Origin of the sequence: Lactobacillus sp. IBH004, assembly GCF_026185255.2 — a bacterium.
GTDB classification, from domain to species: domain Bacteria; phylum Bacillota; class Bacilli; order Lactobacillales; family Lactobacillaceae; genus Lactobacillus; species Lactobacillus melliventris.
Genome location: NZ_CP110217.2, coordinates 184,981 through 199,472 on the forward strand (window position 1 = coordinate 184,981; position 14,492 = coordinate 199,472).

12 protein-coding genes are annotated in these 14,492 nt (G+C 36.6%); 5 read left to right on the forward strand and 7 right to left on the reverse strand.

Going from position 1 to position 14,492, the window contains the following annotated elements; translation table 11 throughout:
- Window positions 1-97 precede the first annotated feature (97 nt).
- Window positions 98-1,621, reverse strand: a complete 1,524-nt coding sequence (locus LDX54_RS00870; protein WP_187156905.1) for an SLAP domain-containing protein — start codon at window positions 1,619-1,621, stop codon at window positions 98-100.
- A 194-nt stretch (window positions 1,622-1,815) separates the two neighbouring features.
- The gene (locus tag LDX54_RS00875; RefSeq protein ID WP_265667153.1) at window positions 1,816-3,339 is read right to left on the reverse strand and encodes an SLAP domain-containing protein; all 1,524 of its coding nucleotides are present in this window, start codon (window positions 3,337-3,339) and stop codon (window positions 1,816-1,818) included.
- 162 nt (window positions 3,340-3,501) lie between these two features.
- Here LDX54_RS00875 and LDX54_RS00880 point away from each other — a divergent pair, with 162 nt between their 5' ends.
- The 3 genes from LDX54_RS00880 to LDX54_RS00890 all read left to right on the forward strand — a co-directional run bounded on the left by LDX54_RS00880 (window position 3,502) and on the right by LDX54_RS00890 (window position 7,242).
- Entirely contained in the window at window positions 3,502-4,824 is a 1,323-nt protein-coding gene (locus LDX54_RS00880) for a replication-associated recombination protein A (protein WP_265667633.1), read from the forward strand.
- Between the two features lie 320 nt (window positions 4,825-5,144).
- Complete coding sequence (locus tag LDX54_RS00885; RefSeq protein ID WP_046324141.1) at window positions 5,145-6,224, forward strand: AEC family transporter; 1,080 nt, start codon at window positions 5,145-5,147, stop codon at window positions 6,222-6,224.
- A gap of 19 nt (window positions 6,225-6,243) precedes the next feature.
- On the forward strand, window positions 6,244-7,242 hold the full coding sequence (locus LDX54_RS00890) for an NAD(P)-dependent oxidoreductase (protein ID WP_046324142.1): 999 nt from the start codon (window positions 6,244-6,246) through the stop codon (window positions 7,240-7,242).
- A gap of 43 nt (window positions 7,243-7,285) precedes the next feature.
- Here LDX54_RS00890 and LDX54_RS00895 read toward each other — a convergent pair whose 3' ends face one another.
- Both LDX54_RS00895 and LDX54_RS00900 read right to left on the reverse strand, forming a co-directional pair.
- A complete protein-coding gene (locus LDX54_RS00895) occupies window positions 7,286-7,972 on the reverse strand; it encodes a response regulator (RefSeq protein WP_110445447.1) in 687 nt (228 codons plus the stop codon).
- 1 nt (window position 7,973) lies between these two features.
- A complete protein-coding gene (locus tag LDX54_RS00900; protein ID WP_265667152.1) occupies window positions 7,974-9,569 on the reverse strand; it encodes a sensor histidine kinase in 1,596 nt (531 codons plus the stop codon).
- 173 nt (window positions 9,570-9,742) lie between these two features.
- Between LDX54_RS00900 and LDX54_RS00905 the strand changes: the two genes are divergently transcribed.
- Entirely contained in the window at window positions 9,743-10,114 is a 372-nt protein-coding gene (locus tag LDX54_RS00905) for a hypothetical protein (RefSeq protein ID WP_122025528.1), read from the forward strand.
- A gap of 69 nt (window positions 10,115-10,183) precedes the next feature.
- On the opposite strand, the gene LDX54_RS00910 is transcribed toward LDX54_RS00905, so the two are convergent.
- The gene (locus tag LDX54_RS00910) at window positions 10,184-10,585 is read right to left on the reverse strand and encodes a hypothetical protein (protein ID WP_122025529.1); all 402 of its coding nucleotides are present in this window, start codon (window positions 10,583-10,585) and stop codon (window positions 10,184-10,186) included.
- A gap of 215 nt (window positions 10,586-10,800) precedes the next feature.
- Between LDX54_RS00910 and LDX54_RS00915 the strand changes: the two genes are divergently transcribed.
- Complete coding sequence (locus LDX54_RS00915; RefSeq protein ID WP_265667151.1) at window positions 10,801-11,703, forward strand: alpha/beta hydrolase; 903 nt, start codon at window positions 10,801-10,803, stop codon at window positions 11,701-11,703.
- Between the two features lie 65 nt (window positions 11,704-11,768).
- Here LDX54_RS00915 and LDX54_RS00920 read toward each other — a convergent pair whose 3' ends face one another.
- Together LDX54_RS00920 and LDX54_RS00925 are read right to left on the reverse strand one after the other, a co-directional pair.
- On the reverse strand, window positions 11,769-12,518 hold the full coding sequence (locus LDX54_RS00920; protein WP_265667150.1) for an amino acid ABC transporter ATP-binding protein: 750 nt from the start codon (window positions 12,516-12,518) through the stop codon (window positions 11,769-11,771).
- Window positions 12,518-14,143 (reverse strand): ABC transporter substrate-binding protein/permease, encoded by a 1,626-nt coding sequence (locus LDX54_RS00925; protein ID WP_265667149.1) that lies wholly within the window; start codon window positions 14,141-14,143, stop codon window positions 12,518-12,520. Before LDX54_RS00925 ends, LDX54_RS00920 begins: the two co-directional genes overlap by 1 nt.
- Window positions 14,144-14,492 lie beyond the last annotated feature (349 nt).

Genomic DNA, 14,492 nt, shown 5'->3' on the forward strand with positions numbered 1-14,492 from the left:
AAACTGATAGTCTCATTTTTGCCATGCTCTACATATTGTCTATTATATTTGCTTGGACTATTTTAGTAAAACTAATATTGCTCTGACCCGTAGCCATTTAATCACCGGGAGGAGTAGACATAGTTGTCAGCTGCTCTTTAGCGGTTTTAACATACCAGACAGCTTCATCTACCTGCGTGACAGTTGCCTTATCAGACCTTAACATAGCAGAAGCGTTTCTTAAGGCACAATCATAGTTAGACATAAGATCATCATAAGCACTATTTTTTGCTAGATTTTTTCCTTCATTAAAAAGTGTGAGCAGCTCCTGTTTGTCAGCTCCTGTCGCAATCTTTTGCCCATTTTCAGCTTGCTCAATCGTATTCAGGGCTTTTAGCCTTAATCCACTGACGTATTTCACAGCGTTAACCTTAATAAAGTTATTGCCATAGATTAGTGCTTGCTTTTTTGCAGGATAAGTTGGCTCTGAATTTGGCACCGGGTTTGGTTGGTTGGCATCAATCACACTGGCGTCACTGTAATTTAAACAATGATAAAACAGTTCCGCCTTATTTTCCTCAGGTACCCAGAGGTACATTAAGCCATCAACTGAAAGATTACTGTATTGCGGCTTTATAATACGTTTACCAATTGTCTTGCCAGCTGTGTCATAAAGTTCAACGCTGTTGTCTGTCACTGGCGTAACGTAAGTATAAACTAAGTCGCGATAATCAATGATAGGCAGATTCCTTTTCAGCTTAACATTGTCCTCATCAACATATTCATCCGGGTAATCATGTAATCTGTATATATAACCCTCGAAGCCATCACTTTCATAAGGAATAACAGTTAAATCAAGTTTAATCTTTTGTCCTTTTTTGAGTTTCCGCTTTGCGGCAGAAAAATTTATTGTTGTAGTATAAGTTTTTTTAGTGACTGTGGCATTTACAGTGCCGTTGTAGCGAGCAATGTGGCCATTAATGTAGCCGACGTTGGCTGCTTTAATGTAACTGTTATGTCCTAAGGAGTAAAAATATTTTCCTTTTATTTTGTGGGCAGGTACGTATTTGGGCTGGAAGTACCTTGCGACATCCTTAAGATAGTAAAAATATTTGGGTGTTTTAGTAGCAGTCTTAGCTTTTCCTTGGTACTTAACTACTGTATTAGTTCTTAGTTTCTTTCCCGTTGTTTTGCCAGTCTTGTTGTAAATCAGTGCATCGTGTTTGATAGTCAATTTACCTTGTGTGATATTGCGCCCATTGACTTTTAAAACATTAGCACTATTAATGTAATAGTTATGCCCCAAGTGGTAAAATTTTTGTCCGTTAATTTTTTTAGTGCCATAGTAGGGATAGCTGGTTCTACTGTCATCATCATAAACTATCATTTCTGTAGTCAAATAGCCCTTGGGATCAGAGCTAAAGCCGTTAGGAATGTTATAGCTATGTGTACCCCGATTTTGCTTCAATTTTATTTTATGGCCTGACGGGTTGTAAACATAATCGCTCTCAAGCAGCGTGACTTTTCCTTTGGTTTTCTGAGCTGCTTCTACTGTTTGGGGGTTAGCGGTATATGGCAAAAATAGAGTGGTGGATAGAGCCAGGGCTGTTAAGCCAATGCCAACTTTCTTGAAAAATTTCATTTTATGACCTCGCAAAAAATTACTTATGTTAATATCATTGTACCCTAAACTGCTGCTTAAAATTGTTTTATTATATAAATTGTTAGAACTTTTGTCTGGTTTACAATATTTTGGCAAGGGTAAACTAATTTTCAAATTAAGCAATAAAAATAGAGCTAATCCACCATAAAAGTGGACTAACTCTATTTTTTAATTTAACTCCATTCGGCAAAGTTTAAAGTACTTAATTGAATTTTGGTTGTGTCAAGTAGCCAAATTGCCTGTTTTACTTGTGCAATTGTTGCTTTTGGAAATTGTAAAACAGAAGAAGCAATCATCAAAGCATTATTATAATTACTTACTGCACTTTGTTGCTCACACTTAACATTCTTGTTATTCTTATTTTCCTCAAATTTTCTTTGCAATTCTTGCTTATCCTTATCTGTTGCTACTTTCTGCTCGCTTTCAGCGTCTTTGGCAGTATTGAGAGGGGTAAGTTTAATTCCACCGGCAAAAGTAACATCACTAGCTTTGACAAAACTGTTAGTATAGCGAATCTTATCTTCTGTCGATTCAATTAGTTTATTGTTTTTGTCAAGCTCTGGTTTTTTAAGATCAGTGCCGTCGTTATTAACGAAATAGCTTCTGTCTGTTCTGTAGGTTAAAAAGTGGTAAAACAATTCTGCTTTCTTTTCACTAGGTACCCATAAGTAATAAAGACCATCAACGGTCAAGGGGCTTTGATTACGATTCCTGTAACTGATGCCTGTTGCAGTGCCGTCAAAATTATAGAATTTAGTATTTGTCGTCGTATTAGGCTTTACATAGGTGAATGTAAGCTCATCGTAACTTGATGTTGGCAAATAGTTTCTTAATTTAATGTAACCTTGACCAACATATTCGTTAGGATAATCGTGCAGGCGATAAATATAGCCTTCAAAGTCTTCTGCCCAAGGTTGAACCGCTAAATCAACTTTAATTTTTTGACCCTTTTTGAGAACGTGCTTAGTAGAATCATTGGTTAAAGTTTGAGTTGTCGTCTTTTTAAGAACAGTAGCATAGGTCACGCCATTGTACATAAGGGGATACCCATCTATACTATCAACGTTATTTGCTCTAATATAACGATTTTTCCCTATTGCATAACAGTCTTTACCATTAACTGTTGCTGTCGGCAAGTAATAAAAAGTTGCCTTTTGCTCAGAAACGTTAAATTTTGCAAAATAATATTTTTGATTAGATTGGGTTTGCTTAACCTGGCCCTGATAGTTAACGACTGATTTAACTGGTAGAGTCTTGCCTTTTAGTTTACCTGTTTTAGTATAGATCGCAGACCTATGATTCAAAACCAGCTTATCGGTCTTAGAGCTTTTACCGTTAACGTTATTAACATCACCGTCATTAATATATTCTCCTTGACCAATTTTATAGTATTTTTGCCCATTAATCATTATTGTGCCGTAATAATCTAAGGAGTCGACATCAAAAGAAGAAACATAGCAGAAACCATTAACGTCTGGTTCAATTACAGAATAATTCCCGTTTTTTCTTGCTTTAAGTCTTTGACCATATTGATTATATACGGGTGCGTCATTGACTAAAGTAATTCTGTTTTTAGCTAGTTTTTGTGCTTTTGGCGCAGCTTGCACTGTTTGAATATGATTTAGACTTGGCAGCAGCGGACTAATTGTCAACACTGTTGCGGCTAAGCCAATACCAATTTTCTTGAAAAATTTCATATCTTCACCTCATAATATCTATTTTCTTTACTTATATCATTGTACTGCAAACTAGTTAATAAATTTATCTCAAACAAGCGTTCGATTATTTTTGCTTGCTAACAAATGCTTGTATAATTAGGTTAGTAAGTGTCTGAAAGTAAATAAAAAGAAGATGACATGATGAAGCAAGAATCCTTATTTGCAAATAATGGACAAAATGAACCTTTGGCTAACCGTGTACGCCCCCAAAACCTAGCTCAGTTTGTAGGACAAGAGCAGCTACTGGGACCGGGAAAAATATTGCGGGAAATCATTGATAATGATCAGGTTTCCTCAATGATTTTTTGGGGACCACCGGGAGTCGGTAAAACGACTTTGGCTGAAATAATTGCCCGGCAGAGTCAAGCGAGCTTTTACAACTTTAGTGCGGTTGACAGCAGCATTACTAAAATCCGCAAAATTATGAAGCAGGCTGAAGCTGAACACGAAGTAGGGCAAAAAACACTGGTATTTGTAGATGAAATCCATCGTTTTAATAAAGCACAACAAGATGCTTTTTTGCCTTACGTTGAACGCGGCAGTATCACGTTAATTGGTGCCACGACCGAAAATCCTTCCTTTGAAGTTAACTCGGCGCTGCTTTCACGCTGCAAGGTTTTTGTCTTAAAACCGCTTGAAGTCAAAGATATTATCAAGCTATTGCAAAATGCTTTGCACAACCCTAACGGTTTTGGCAAGCTAACCGTTAAAATCAGTGAGCAGGAGATTAAAGCCATTGCCAAATTTGCTAACGGTGACGCCAGAACAGCTTTAAACACGCTGGAAATGGCAGTTTTAAACGGCAACAAAAATGGTAATACAATCGCTGTGACCATGGACAATTTGGGACAATTAATCACGCAAAAGTCAGTCTTGTATGATAAAGACGGGGAAGAACACTACAATATTATTTCTGCTTTACATAAATCAATGCGTAATAGCGATGTAGACGCGGCAATCTATTGGTTGTCACGGATGCTTGAAGGGGGAGAAGATCCGCTTTATATTGCACGCAGACTAGTACGCTTTGCCAGTGAAGACATTGGTTTGGCAGATACTAATGCGCTGAACGTAGCGGTCAACGTCTTTCAGGCTTGCCAATTTATTGGAATGCCGGAATGTGATGTACATTTGACGGAAGCTGTGATTTATCTGTCACTTGCGCCGAAATCAAACGCGGTTTATAAGGCTAGATTAGCCGCTGAAGAAGACGTTAAGAAGACAATTGATGAACCAGTGCCGCTGCAGATCCGTAACGCGCCCACTAAGTTGATGAAAGATTTGGGTTATGGCAAAGGTTACCAGCTGGCGCATTATGCTAAAGACAAGTTAACAACAATGAAAACTATGCCACCGAGTTTAGAGGGGCACGAATATTATTTGCCGACCTCGCAAGGTCATGAAGACCGCTTTAAAAAAAGGCTGGAGCAAATTAAAGAATGGCATAAAGAACACGATAATTAGCCTGAAACTTTTTCTAAAGTCTGGTTTCATTAGTTTAATTGCCAAAAGAATATGAAACGACGCTAAAATTGATTAGTTAGATTATAATGTGACACCGCTATTCGAGCATCAACTAAAGAAGGCAAACCACAATTTGAATGGTTTGCCTGTTTGCTATGAATTCGAATTTGTCCTAATTTTGGGATTAACATTAGATGAGCAAGTCACGGCTTTTAAATTTACATAAGTTACAAAAGGTTACTTTAGTTTGATAAAGTTATTAGTTTCACAAATAAGTAGTATTATCAATGTGAAAAGAATAACTAATAGGAGGAAATAAAATGAATATTGCGCAAGCAATCAAAGTAACTTTTTCGAATGTTGCGATTGTCAGTTCAATAACGTCAACAATTTTCATTATTCTATTGGGCTTTTACCTGCGTAAACGCGGTATTTTCACCGAAAAGTTTGGTAAAATATTGTCCAAAATAGTTTTGACAGTTGCGTTACCAGCATTGGCTTTTAACTCATTCATGCAACCAATTAGTAATGAAACTTTATCACAAGGGATGAATGTTTTAATCTGGGGAATTGTAATTTATATCATTTTGATATTCTTGACCCCACTTTCATATGTTAAATACCCTAAAGATAAAAGGGATGTTTTGGCAGTATTAACCACATTTGGTTCAACTACTTTCTTTGGTATTCCAATTGTAGGGGCTGTTTTCGGTCCTAAGGGTATCATGTACAGCTCTATCTTTAACATTGGTTACCGAATCTTTTTATATTCATATGCGTATATCAAGATGTCCGGACTCAAGATGAAGGCCAGCAACTTAAAGAAGATGTTTGTTAACCCAGTCGTAATTGCTACATTCTTGGGTCTGATTTTATGGTTGTGCCAAAATTACGTGCCTCAAGTAGCTGTTAAACAAGCAGTTAACGGTGTAATTAATGCCAATGCCCCAATAGTTCACGTTGCGTTTTACCGTATTGACCAAACCGCAATTTGGCTATATAAACCAATGCAATATTTAGCAAATCTGGCTTCACCTCTTGCTTGGTTATCAATCGGTTCTACTTTAGGTTCAACTTCATTCAAAGAAGCTGCTGCCAACAAGACTTCATGGTACTACAGTTTTAACAAGGTTATATTAGTGCCATTATTGAACTTACTGCTCCTAGTTATTTTATCTGTAACTAATATTTTACCTGTTAGCTACATTGCATTAGGAACAATTATCATCATGATGGCTACACCAACTGCAGCTGTTGCATCATCTTATGCAATCAGTTTTGACCGTGAGCCGGTGTTATCTTCTGATGCATCATTTATTTCAACAATTATGGCGGTTATTGCCATGCCAATATGGATCGCTTTTCTGGGCGTTCTCAGTCAAATTGGTATATTTCATTAATTAGGAGGGAAATTTTAAAATGTTTAAAATAGTAGCCTATGGCGTTCGCGAAAATGAAGTTGATTATTTTAAAAAATTAAATAAATATAATTATGAATTGCAGCTGGAATCCGACATGTTAACTCATGATAATGTTGAAACGGCTAAGGGAGCAGATGCAGTTTTACTCAGAGCCAACTGTGTAGGTGATGCAACCAACTTAGCTAAATTCAATGAGTGGGGCATTAAATATGTTTTCACGAGAACAGTGGGATATAACCATATTGATCTCAAGGCCGCTAAAAAATATGATATGAAAGTTGCCCGCGTTCCGGCTTATTCACCATACGCAGTGGCTGAATTAGCTATGACTTTAGGAATGATGCTCTTTAGACATACCGCCTTAGCTACCACCTTGACTAATAAGGGAAACTTTTCAGTTTCGACTGCCACTTTTTCAGGTGAAGTTCATTCAAGTACAGTAGGTATCATTGGTACTGGTAGAATTGGAGCTACGGAAGCACAACTGTATCATGGCATGGGGACCAATGTTTTGGGCTATGATCCTTATCCGAGTGATTTTGCCAAACAATACGTAAAGTTTGTAAGTCAAGACGAATTACTAGCTCAATCAGACATTGTTTCAATTCACGTACCATATTTCCCAGGGCAAAATGATAATTTGATAGATGAAGCTTTTCTAGGTAAAATGAAGAACAATGCGGTTCTGGTCAATACTGCTAGATCGCAACTGGCTGATTACCCTGCTGTGATTAAGGCAATTAAAGATGGTCAAATTGCCGGCTTTGCAAGCGATGTTCTGCCTGATGAAGCAGAAGTTTTAGGCCATAATTATAATGGCAATATCACTAATGATTTAACCAGACAATTAACAGAATTGTATCCTAAGGTTTTATTAACACCTCATATTGGTTCATATACCAGTCCTGCTTTAACAGACATGATCAACGTCAGTTATGAGAACTTCCACCAGGTATTAGAGACTGGTCATACTGATAATGATGTGAAACTTGACTAAAGTTTATCTAATAAAAAACAAGCTACGACAATAGCTTGTTTTTTTATTTATTCAATTTGTATATTTTAATTGGTCGACCAACCTTTAAATAGTGCACTTTAGTGGAAAGTTTGCCGGTTCTTTCCAGATAGTCCAAATATTTTTTAGTAGTAATGCGTGATAACTTCGACTGTCGTGCTACATCTTGATTGGAAAATTCACCAGCAAGTTGGGAAATAGCAGTTTTAATTTTGGTTAAGGAAAAATCTGAAAGCCCTTTAGGCAACCCAGTCTCATCATTTAAGTTATTCATATCTTGGGTAATAAAAATATGATCAAGTTCACCTTGTGACACCGTGTTGTTTTTTTGCAATACTTCGTTATATTTTAAAAAATGTTCAATTGCCTCTTTAAAACGTTTAAAAGAAAAAGGTTTGAGCAAGTAGTCCAAAACACCATATTTTAAAGCCATATTGATGTTGGTACTGTCTTTGGCGGCAGAAAGCATAATGACATTGGGATGGAGATTATGCTGAATAAATTGTTCCAGTAATTCGGTACCAGAAGTTTTAGGAAGGTAAACATCAAGCAGAATCAGATCAGGGTTGATTTTTTTAGTAATTGCTAGTGCCTTTTTGGCAGTAGCAGTTTGATAAACAGTCAGGTTTTCCGGCTTAATAATTCTCATTAAATATTGTTTGTTAATCGAGCTGACCATCGGGTCATCTTCAACTATTAAAATTGTTAACATTTTATTCCTTTTCGTTTTTTTCCTGCAAAGGCAATTCTATATAAAAATTGCTACCATGAGGTTTACAAGATGAAACTTCAAGATGGCCACTATAGGATTTAATGATTTGCTGCACCAGAATAAGTCCATAGCCGTGATCCTTGCCCTTAGTTGAATACTTCTGTTTAAATAAATGCTTTTTAACTGCGCTCGCAATGCCAGTACCAGTATCAGCAACTTCAATAATTAAGACTGAACTTTCATTATCGAAATTAATTGCCAAGGTGATTTTGCCGCTATCTTTAATTGCTGCAAGCGAATTGTCAATGAGGTTGCCCAGTATTTTAATCAGGTCTAAATTTAATTGCTCAGTTACAATCTTTTGCGGCAAGTTAGAGTCAGGCGTAATTTCCAAGTTGACTCTTTGCTCTTGCGCCTGGTTCATTTTTCCAGTTAAAAAGCCAACAAGCGCAGGGGATTCGAGCTGTTTATTCAGTTGACCAAATTCTTGCTGGTAATTTTGGTTTATTTTTGCAATGAATGAATTAACTTGATCATACTGCTTTAATTCAATCATGCCGTAGATTGCCTGCAATTTATTTAAAAATTCGTGTGATTGTGCCCTTAGTGACTGAATATATTGTTGGCTGCCGGCAAGCTGTTCAGATAACTTCTGGTATTTGGACTGATCCTGCAGTAGAGCTACTTGGCCAAAAATCTGCTTATGGTATACCAGTTGACTAACTGAAACAATATATTCTTTAGCATTGATTAAGACAAGCTCATTTGTTTTAGGTAATTGTTGGTTGTCTGCAAATAATAAATCAATTAGATTTTTATCCAGGGCTTTTCCCACCATTAAGGAAGGGAAAGATTTTTTAGCCAAGTAATTAGCAGTAATTAAAATTTTGTGATTATTTACAACAATAAGCGCTTCATCAATACTGTCATTAATAGCATATAATTCTGTGAGCTTAAATGCAATTTCGTTTGGTTCCATATCAAACAGCGTTTTTTTAATGCGTCTTGATATTAATAAAGCCAGCAGTATGCCAATTATTAATGAAACTAGAGAGCCAATTACAACTGATCTTTGGGCGACTCGAATAACTTTATTAATTGATTTGTCAGTGAGACCAACACAAACTATTCCGATTTGCTGCTTGTGTGCAAAAATCGGGCGGAAAATCCGGTAGCCAGTTCCCAAAACACCCCGACGGTGAGAATAATGCGCCTTACCAGAGCTTGATTTTTGAGCATCAGAAGGCGAACTGAATTTTTTGCCTATATGATTCTCAGAAGGATGGGAATAGCGGACGTAATTATTGTCAAGTACCACAATAAAGTCTACTTTAGTTTCTTTTTTAACTTGTTCGGCATATTTTTGAATCGGGTTATATGTTGTGGGTTTGACTTTTTTTCTTAAAGCAATTTGTACCTGCTCATTATTGGCGACAATTTTAGACACACTATTAATTTCTTCTTTGATGATTTGTTTTTGATTTTGCGCTACTTTGTATGAGGTGATGGTTCCAGCAGTTAGAATAAAAACAAGGGTGGTAAAGAAAACCAGAAAAATAGTTTTTGTTTGCAGCGTAAAACGTGTTTTTTTAAACATATATCTGCCTTTAATATTTTGATATTGGATAACTTAATATCTCTTTCATACAGCTAAACACTCCTAATTATTATTAGACTAATATTTTTAATAGAATTACATTTTACTTAAACTTTAAAACATGATATAATATTTAAAAAAATAAGAAAGAAAGGCTATTAAATGAGATGAAAATGAAATTAGCAAGAGCTGCTTTACTGTGGTTGTGTATAATTGAAATGGAAGCTTTTTTCTCCAATAAGCCGAATTATAACTTAATATGGTCAATTAGTGCATTCATCATAACAATAATTGCTACAGTTTGCTTTGAAGTAAAAGAAGATACATTTATTGATCAAGTCGAAAATGATTTAATTTACTGTTTGGCATTACAAGGCGTACCTATTAGTTTTGAAACTTTATATTTATTGAATATGACAGATGAGCAAGAAGACCATCCGTTACTGATACTCTTAATTATTGTGTTAAATTTAATCTGTGTAATTTTACTTGACTATTTAATTAATCGGGTTAAATTTTATAAAGCTGAAGGTAAAAATGAATAAAATTTAATAAGATTTGAGTACCAGGCAACTATACTGCTTGGTATTTTTTCTAGCATAAAGTACGTTAGACTATTTGATAGTCCCTGGCTTTATTTCTGGCTTATTCGAAAACTTTTCAATACTAATCAGCTTTTTCTTTAGTTTAGAGTGAAACAAGTATGAACCTTTATTTGATAAAAAAGCGACACCATTCTCTTTACCATTATTTGCTTTTAAGCTAAACACACTGTCACTTATGCGTTTGTATGTGCCTCTTTCAAATTGATGTCCGTCGACATTTATAGCATATTCGGGGTCCAAACCAAACGAAATTTCCACATGAGGATTGGAAGGATTTAGTGGCATTGCATTATTAGTAAAACCCCCAAATACAGTGGGCGGGTTTCTAGTATCATAGAGCAAAAAGCCTAAAGTGATAATAAATAAGAATCCAAAAATGTAGGTAGTAATTTTGTAACCATTTTTCTTCATGAGTTTTTCTCCGATGATGAGGTAAAAGTAGAAGGTTTTCTACTAGCGTAATGCTTGTTGACTATTTATCTACATATAATAATAGAACCTGATTTTTGTCAAACTTAATTTGGAATTTACAAAATAGCGGCATTAATAATATACTTAAATATAGTAGCAATGTATGCATAATAGCAATCGATTATATGAATATAGGCCAAAAAATGAGTACATCAGTGATAGAAAACGTAGAAATTAACGGCGCTAAACTATATTTTTCAATTAGTTCAAAGCAAGGCCGGAAACCAATCATTTTATATTTGCATGGTGGACCGGGCGATGCCTGCATCCCCTTGACTAAAAAATTTAATAGCGAACTAGAAGATCATTTTATCTTTGTCAATCTGGAACAAAGGGGCAGTGGACTATCGTATTACAAATTTTCACCTGAAGAAAACTTGTCCATTAATACCATCTTGGCAGATATTCATCAGTTTGTGCTTTATTTATTAAAACGGTTAAAACAAGATAAATTGATTATCATGGGTCATTCTTGGGGGACGGTTTTAGGACTCTACTTTATTCAAATGTATCCGGACCTGGTTGCACAATATATCGGAATAGGTCAAGTCGTTAATATGAAAAAGAATATTGCTTTACAAAAAGCTTTTTTACGAACAAAAATGAAAAATACTGCTAAACTTGACCAACTTGATTTTGCACATGAACCAACTAAGGCCAGCCTCAAATTAACTAAAATGATTGTAGCTCATGGCGGCTCAATTTACGGCGCTAAAAACTACCGCAAATTAATTTGGCCTTTTATATCTGCTAAAGATTATTCTTTTAAGGACTTAATTCATCGCTTGCAGGGCTCGAAGCAATCAATTCAATATTTTTGGGAAGAACTGATGGACGTTAATTTTGAAAATGTTCTGCATTTTGCCGTTCCCATCACCTTCTGTGAGGGCAGGCATGACCACCATGTGTCCTCGCAGTTGACTGCAGAATATGCTGCTAGAATTACTAGTCCGTGCAAATTGATTTGGTTTGGCCATTCTGGTCATTTTCCACAGTGGGAGGAGCCAACTAAATTTAATCAGGAAATTATTAGGCTTTTAGAGTCACAAGCAAACTAAAAAACTGGCAAATCACGTTATTCATCACGTAGATTTACCAGTTTTTTATATTCAATTAGACCTTATTAATTATTCTGAAAATTACTCAAAAACTTGACGGTTTTTTCATTTTGCGGATGATTGAATAATTGATCAGGTTTACCTTGTTCAGTAATTATTCCGTCGCTGATGAAAAACATTTGATCAGAAATCTCCTTCGCAAATGCCATTTCGTGGGTTACGATAATCATCGTTAAACCAGTAGTAGCCAGATTTTTCATGACGCTTAAAACTTCTCCGACCATTTCAGGATCCAAGGCACTAGTAGGCTCATCGAATAACAGAATTTCTGGATCCATGCAGATAGCACGGGCAATCGCGACCCGTTGTTGTTGGCCACCTGAAAGCTGGCTGGGACGAGCATTAACGTATTGCTCCATGCCCACCTTTTTCAGATTGGCCAGTGCAATTTGGCGGGCTTCGTCTTTTGAACGCTTCAATACTAATTCCTGACCGACCATGCAATTAGCTAATACATTCTTGTTTTCAAACAAATCAAATTGTTGGAAAACCATGCCGACTTTAGCCCGATAAATATTGCGATTATAGTTTGGTGCCAGGACATTTTCACCATGAAAATCAACTTCACCAGCAGTGGGTTCCTCAAGCAAATTGATGCAGCGCAAAGTAGTTGATTTACCGCCACCTGAAGGCCCGATAATGGTGGCAATTTCACCTTTATTAATGTCAAAAGAGATATCTTTTAATACTTGGTGTTCACCGAATGTTTTCTTGATGTGCTTTAAACTTAAAATAGTTTCGTTTGTTTCAGTCATTAGTTCTTAGCCTCCATGTCTTTTGGTGTGCCCACTTGAACTTGGTTTGCCATTAAGTTGTAATTCTTACTTCCTTGAAGGTGTTTTTCAATTAAGTTGAAAATTCTCGTGATGGTAAAGGTCAAGATGAGGTAGATAGCAGAAATTGTCAGGTAAGTTGGGAAGAACTTGAATGTCTGACTAGCAACAGTTGAACCTACGAAGAACAACTCTGATACGGAGATGATGCTCAGGACTGAAGTATCCTTAATATTAACGATAAATTCGTTAGTAATTGAAGGTAGACAGTTCTTGATTGCTTGTGGCAGAATAATGTGCCACATTCTTTGATTATGGGTCATTCCCAAGGCACTAGCAGCTTCAAACTGACCTTCTGGTGTAGAAACAATTCCGCCGCGGATGATTTCTGCTAAATACGCTCCAGTGTTGATCGAAACAATGATTAGTGCGGCAACAGTTCTGTCAATATTCAGGTGCCAGAATTGGGCAATACCATAGTAAATCACAGCAGCTTGTACCATCATTGGTGTACCCCGGAAGACTTCAATGTAGACCGAAAGCAGCCAGTTCACAAACTTAAGCAGCCATCTTTTACCGGTAGTGGTTGGTGTAGGAATGGTTCTGACGATACCAACTGCCAGGCCGATAAAGAAACCTACAATAGTACCAACTGAGGCCAGAAGAAGGGTCATACCGATACCGTTTAAAATCATGCCGCCATATTGGCGCCACATTGATACTAACCACGGTTCTGACTTAGCCTTTTTGCCTTTTTTGTTATTATCAGTTTTAGGTTGCTGCTTAACAGCTTCAGTCATTAGCTTAGTTCTTTTTGCTTCAGGAATAGTAGCTAATATCTGGTTAACGCTCTTAAGCAGAGCTTTGTTGGGCTTAGCGATTCCGATTGCAGTGACAGACTCATCTTTTGTGGCGTGGAAACCAGCCATTTTGCTGACAGGAATTGACTTAATATCAGGGTCAACCATCTTAAAGGAAGTTGATTCAGTGTCCTCGGCAACATAGCCGTCAATGGTGCCGGAGATTAAACTTTGCCGCATCGCCGCAAAATCACGCATAGCCGGTTGACGCTTAGCGCCCTTTAACTGCTTGATCAGGTCATAGTGGAAAGTGCCTTGTTGCGCCGTTAATTTTGCACCCTTAAAGTCGGTTAGTTTCTTAGCGTTAGCGTATCTGCTATTAATCTTGGTAATTACCACAAAAGTACTGTTTCTATAAGGCTGAGAGAAATTAATGGCTTTTTCACGCTCAGCTGTAGGGCTCATGCCGGCAATAATCAAATCAGCTTTGCCGCTGGTTAGAGCAGGCAGTAAACCATCCCATTCGGTCTTAACTACTTCAACTTTTCGATGCAATTTTTGCCCAATAATTTTGGCAATTTTAACATCATAGCCATTGGCGAATTCTTTTGAACCCTCAATAGGTACAGCACCGTTAGCATTATTTGTTTGTGTCCAATTGTACGGCTGATAATTAGCTTCCATGGCGACTTTTAATGTGCCCTCATCTTTTTTGGCATCAGCTTCAGTAAGACTAAAATTAGCTGCTATGCTCAAACAAGTGAATAAGGCAACTAGGGTAGCCAACCACTTAAATCTTGACTTCATTTTGAAAACCTCCACAAAATATGTTTCAAATAAAGCCAATACAATAAAAGCGTAAACAAAAACCTCGCTGTTAATCAAAACAACGAGGTTCATAATCTATTTTTAAAACAAATCATATAGCGCTCCCTGGGGACTAACCAGGACAGTCTGCAAAATATTCTCTTGCAGCCCAACAAGAAAATTGAAACGAACAATATTCTTATTTCGGCGGTAATTCTTATCCTGAACTTCACAGTGTTCGCTCACTCAGATCAGTTTTGTAATAACCGCGACCTCTATTGCATTGGAAATTATTTAACTTAGAAAAATAATAGGCTATTAAAAGCAACTTGTCAATAATTTTATTTAA

Bases quoted from the DNA above. Each gene is read 5' to 3' on its own strand.
- LDX54_RS00870 (WP_187156905.1), bottom strand. From the start codon at position 1,621: ATGAAATTTTTCAAGAAAGTTGGCATTGGCTTAACAGCCCTGGCTCTA.
- LDX54_RS00875 (WP_265667153.1), bottom strand. From the start codon at position 3,339: ATGAAATTTTTCAAGAAAATTGGTATTGGCTTAGCCGCAACAGTGTTG.
- LDX54_RS00880 (WP_265667633.1), top strand. From the start codon at position 3,502: ATGAAGCAAGAATCCTTATTTGCAAATAATGGACAAAATGAACCTTTG.
- LDX54_RS00885 (WP_046324141.1), top strand. From the start codon at position 5,145: ATGAATATTGCGCAAGCAATCAAAGTAACTTTTTCGAATGTTGCGATT.
- LDX54_RS00890 (WP_046324142.1), top strand. From the start codon at position 6,244: ATGTTTAAAATAGTAGCCTATGGCGTTCGCGAAAATGAAGTTGATTAT.
- LDX54_RS00895 (WP_110445447.1), bottom strand. From the start codon at position 7,972: ATGTTAACAATTTTAATAGTTGAAGATGACCCGATGGTCAGCTCGATT.
- LDX54_RS00900 (WP_265667152.1), bottom strand. From the start codon at position 9,569: ATGTTTAAAAAAACACGTTTTACGCTGCAAACAAAAACTATTTTTCTG.
- LDX54_RS00905 (WP_122025528.1), top strand. From the start codon at position 9,743: ATGAAATTAGCAAGAGCTGCTTTACTGTGGTTGTGTATAATTGAAATG.
- LDX54_RS00910 (WP_122025529.1), bottom strand. From the start codon at position 10,585: ATGAAGAAAAATGGTTACAAAATTACTACCTACATTTTTGGATTCTTA.
- LDX54_RS00920 (WP_265667150.1), bottom strand. From the start codon at position 12,518: ATGACTGAAACAAACGAAACTATTTTAAGTTTAAAGCACATCAAGAAA.
- LDX54_RS00925 (WP_265667149.1), bottom strand. From the start codon at position 14,143: ATGAAGTCAAGATTTAAGTGGTTGGCTACCCTAGTTGCCTTATTCACT.